Source organism: Terriglobus sp. YAF25 (assembly GCF_052113305.1).
Lineage (GTDB): Bacteria > Acidobacteriota > Terriglobia > Terriglobales > Acidobacteriaceae > Terriglobus.
In genome coordinates, this window is record NZ_JBFRCY010000642.1 from 1 (window position 1) to 2,719 (window position 2,719).

A 2,719-nucleotide genomic window follows, 5' to 3' on the forward strand; every position below is an offset into this window, starting at 1 on the left:
CGCCGCCACCGCCTACAACCTCAAACGCATCTACATCCTCCAGAAATCCCACTAAAACAGCTCCCATCCACACTCAACAATGAAATCCTCCAACAACGGCTCACTCATCCAGAGAGATGATGCCTCTCTCACACAGACTCTTCAGCCCTCATGCCGTTTCGCTATCCGATACCTGGGGCGTTGCCCCAGGCTGATATAGAGCGCGCCTTCAGCGCTTTTCCATCGACGGGTTCTATCTGTATCGCCTACGACAACGGCTATCACTGGGTGCCCCACATACGCGAAGCTTATGTGGGACGTTCGAGCGTCGGGGTCCCCAGCGAACTTGTTTCGTTTGGGTGAACCCGTAGCTCGAATGCACCGCTGTAGGGGTACAGAAAGTAAAGGCCGGGCCCATGTCCCCGAGGGACACCACCCCAACGAACAAGTTCGCTGGGGACCCCGGACATGGGGCACCCGATGTATTGCTTCGTCGAGCGATATCGGCCCTCCTTCACTACTGCTCACTCGCCAGTGTCCAACGCATGCCGAATGAAACCGTTGGACGATAGTACTCGCGCTGCACCGGATAGATGGTGCTTCCGTTGTAGAAGCCGAAGACTTCATTGCTGAGATTCAGTCCGGAGGCGACCACCTGCCATCCCTTGTGAACGCGATAACTTCCCTGCACATCGAACTGCGTATGCGCATAGAAGTAGTTGTCTCCGGTAGGTCCCTTCAATCCGAGGATTGGATCGTTGGCCGCTCCTGTGCCTGCATTCCACTGATAGGCTGCGATACTCGCATCGTTATGACTGATCGCAAAGCGACCTGAAAAGCGGCTTTTATCGTAGGTCAGATTGAAGTTGTAGTTATTGGGTGAGGTGCGGTCCAGTGCGGGATGGTCACCGCGGTCGCCATCGAAGCCCGACGGGAACGTCACATGCGAGGTTGCGTAGCTGTAGTTCGCGTTGACGCCGAGGCCATTCAGCATGCCCGGGAGAAAGGAGAAGCGCTGCTGCCATTGCAGCTCGATTCCCTGAAGCCGCGCATTTGGGCCGTTGATGGAGAGCGTCTCCTGATACGTTCTGCCCGTGCCGTTGTAATTGTTGACCAGGTTGGCAACCGGATAGATAGGATTATGCAGCTCCTTGAAGAAGTAGCCGGCCTGCACGATGCCGAGGGGTTGGAAGTAGTGCTCGGCAAGGATGTCGAAGTTGTCCGACAACGTCGGCACCAGGTTTGGATTGCCGGTTGACACTGTCGGATAAGGAGTCTGATTGGGATCGACGACCGTCGCCGGCACAAGATCGCCGATGTTTGGTCGTGCCGATCCGCGGCTATAGACGAAACGCAGGTTGCTGTCTTTCTGGAACTGCCACTGCAGCGCCGCGCTGGGAAGCGGATTGAAGTAACTGGCATCCTGCCTGGTCGGTGTTACACCAGGACAGACTTGCGTTGGGTCCTTGAAGCACGGACCCGTAGCCGCATTGTTGACGGTATTGGCAAGGAAGTGCGTGCTGCCCGCGTCGAAACGAAGGCCGCCCTCCAGGCGCAGATTGCCGATAAAGATTACGTCCTGCAGATACCCGGCAGTAATACGCTCATCGGCATTGAAGAAAGCCTGCGCGTAGGTGACAGAATCACCCACAACATCTTCCGTAAAGTCACCGGCATTGGCTGCGACCGCGTGCTGAATGCCACCATAGGATGACGCAGGACCATACGCCTTTCCATTGATGGCGAAGCTGTTGTTGTAATATGTCGGATTGGTGTAACTGCCCACAACGCTGGCAAGCGTAAATGGTGTGGCGCCCGTGTATGAAAGATGATTGTCGTTCTCCCGCTGAGTCGAGTACGAGTTACGTATCTTGACGCCGAAAGAGAACGTGCTGGGATGGCCGCCTGCGTTGTAGTTGTGGGCATAGGAGGCGGTGCCCTGAATGTTGAGCTGCGTCGCATGATAGCTGCCGCCATCGGACTCGTTGACCGTGTACTGCGTCGCATCAAAACCGTTGGTGCCATCCGTCGCTGAGAACTTCGGCCGGTTCGGATTGCTCAGATCTTCAGTAAAGGTGACATTGCTGGGGCCGCTGAAATAGGTACTGGGAAAGACCTGGCCGCCGATGTTATGACCACGCGAGACGGCGAAGTCATACGTCAGCACATCTTTGGAGATCTCCTGGCTCGCGCCCGCCAGCAGGCTGAAGATCTGCTGGTCCGGCCTGCGGATGTAGTGGCGATACTGCCATGAGCCCGTGTTGTCGAAGATGACCTGGGAGCCGCTGCCGCCGACGATGTTTCCCGCATTGGGGGTGTAGACACGCGTCTCACCGAAGTCATGGAAGTCGGCATAGAGGCCCTTGAAATACACGGAGGTGTTGGGACTGACCTTATAGTCAATGCCGGTTACAAAGCCGTAGCGAGTGCGGTAATACTCGTAGGAACGCAGGTCTTCGCTGCTGACATAGGCGATGTTGGTGCCGTTGGGCAGCACTCCAATGCCCTGGCTGGGCTCGAGGTCGTCGATGCCGCGGTTGGTGCGGTCCCAGTTTCCTCCCAGCAGAAACCCGAACTTCTTTCCAGGGCCAAAGCGCTTGCCGAAGGTTCCATCGAATCCTCCGCGCCAGAAGCCATTTTGCAGTGGGTTGTAGCCCGCGGTTCCGTTAAGCGAGTAGGTTGGCTTATCCTGCGCCGTGGGTGTTACGAGGTTCACGGTGCCGCCCACACCATCAGCATC

The 2,719-nt window shown here is 56.8% G+C and carries 1 protein-coding gene; it reads right to left on the reverse strand.

Annotation, left to right across the window (positions count from 1 at the left end):
• Window positions 1-496 precede the first annotated feature (496 nt).
• The coding region (locus AB4043_RS21665) for a TonB-dependent receptor domain-containing protein (RefSeq protein ID WP_442308055.1) at window positions 497-2,719 on the reverse strand (2,223 nt) is incomplete at its 5' end.